Below are 2034 nucleotides of genomic sequence, written 5' to 3'. Positions count from 1 at the left end.
GGTGCGCGCGACGACGTGCACCGCGGCCCCGGTCAGCGGCCCGGCCGGGGTGAGGGTGCTCAGCAGGATGGCCTGTGACTGCCCCGGCGCCAGGGTCACGCCCCGGCCGGCCTCGCCGTCGACGAGGCCGTTGGGGCCGTACACCTCGACGTCGACGACGGCCGGCGTGTCCTTGCTGTTGGCCAGGTACAGGTACGAGTCACGGCCCTGGGCGGTGGACGTGCCCACGAACCAGCGCTCGGTGGTGGGCGCTTCGCACGGCACGCCGGCGAGGCCGCGACCGGCGCCGCTGGGGATTCGGGTCAGGCCCGAGACGGAGAACCCGGGGGCGAACGCGCCGGACGCGTCGGCCACGAGCGCCGGCACGTCGGCGTTGTCGGCGGTGAAGACGCCGGTGCGGCCCGGGGCTTCCACCTTGCCGCGGGCCTTGGTCCGGTCGCCGAGTTCGACCACGTTCGCCTCGCCGCCGGTCGCGCCGCCGGCTGCGGGCGGGCTCACCGCGGACACCGCCGTCGAACTGCCGGGCAACTGCTTGACGATCGGGCAGACCGCCTCGGTCTGCTGGACGGGCACCCGGCTCGCGGCGGGCGGCGGCGCGGCCTTGCTCTGCGACGGGCGGGTGAAGGTCGCCAGGCCGACCACGACGGCCAGGACCGCGACGACGACGGCGAGGGAGAGGGTGGTGCGCTTCACGGGCGGTCTCCCTGCGAGGGCGGCGGCCACGGGTCGTCACCCGGGCGGGGCTCGGGCGGCCATCCGCCACTCGGATCCGGGTAGGCGTTCGGGTCGTACGGCGGGGCGACCGGGGGCAACGGGTTGCCGTACTGGTCGTACGCCGGCTGTTGCGGCTGCTCCCAGCCGTACGAGCCGGGCGCGCCCTGGTCGATGTGGCCGTCCTGCGGACCCGACGGGCCCGGGACGCCCTGTTCGTACTGGTACTCCTGGTAGTCGGGGTAGCCCTGGTACTGCTGCCCGTAGTCCTGCTGCGGGTACGACTCGAAGGCCTGGGTCGAGGACGCGTCCTGCGGCGCGCCGCTCCACGCCTGGGCCGGCACGGGTTCCTCCGCCGGGTCGGTGCGTTGCTTCGGCACGTCCGGGACGTCGAAGTCGTCGTCGGTCGGGGCGACCGGGCCGGCCTCGGCTTCGGCGTTCTCCGCTCGGGCCCGGCGGCCGCGTCGGCCGGCGCCTTCACCGGCGGCGGGCGTCGGGCTCTCGGCCTCGGGCAGGTCGTCGTCGGTGCCGCGCCTGCGGGCGGGCAGCGCCAGTACGAACACGACGAGGATCAGGCCGCCTTGGGCGAGCAGCCACCAACCGTGTCGGCCGGCGGGGTGGGTGATCTCCACCTTGCCGCCGTCGGGGCGCAGTTCGAAGCCCTGTGCCCAGCCGTCGATCGTGCGGCCCTTGAGGGTCTTGCCGCCCTGGGTGGCCGTCCAGCCGGAGTCGGCGCGTTCCGCGAGCCGCAGGATCCGGCCCTGCGGACCGGCCTCGATCTTCGTCGAGACGCCGTCGCGGGTGGTGGGCACGACCTGGGTCTTGCCGTCGGGATTCACGATCAGCGCGCGGCCGACCGGGTATTGCAGGCGCCACAGCGTGGTGCCGTTTTCGGCGCTGACCCGGGCCAGGCCGGGGGTGCCGTCCAGACGCGCGGTCAACTCGGCCCCGACCGGCGGCTTGAGCTGGACGAACTCGATGCCGTAAGGGGCGAGCATGCTCGCGTTCGCGCCGCCCGCACCGGACAGCAGTTTGCCGAGGAATGCGTCGAAGCCGCGGTAGGTGGACGCGTCGGGGGCCAGGTCGGCGTCGCCGAGCATCGGGCCCTCGCCACGCACCACCGAGTAGGTCACGTTGCCGGACTCGGGCGAGGTGAGCACGAGGGTGCGCGGGTGTCGCGGCCCCAGGGCCTCCTCGGCCACGAACGCCGGCACCACGGCGGGGTCACGGCGACCCAGCGGCCCGTCCGCGCCCTGCCACAGCCACACCGCCGCCGCCACCACCGGGGCGAGCCCGGCGAGCACGGTGAGCACGGCGGCCGTG

Annotated in this window: 1 protein-coding gene and 1 pseudogene; both read right to left on the bottom strand. The window is 75.2% G+C overall.

The genetic code is table 11. From position 1 onward, the window contains the following. A partial coding sequence (locus GT354_RS35940) for a DUF5719 family protein (protein WP_346012334.1) occupies nt 1-693 on the bottom strand: 693 nt, incomplete at its 3' end. Next, a pseudogene (locus tag GT354_RS35935) lies at nt 690-2034 on the bottom strand (family 2 glycosyl transferase); the annotation flags it as partial. The pseudogene GT354_RS35935 and the gene GT354_RS35940, both read right to left, overlap by 4 nt.

It is taken from the genome of Streptomyces sp. SID3343 (genome assembly GCF_009865215.1).
Taxonomy (GTDB): domain Bacteria; phylum Actinomycetota; class Actinomycetes; order Streptomycetales; family Streptomycetaceae; genus Embleya.
The sequence above is the reverse complement of the archived record's forward strand: the minus strand, read 5'-3'. Positions and strand labels throughout refer to the sequence as shown.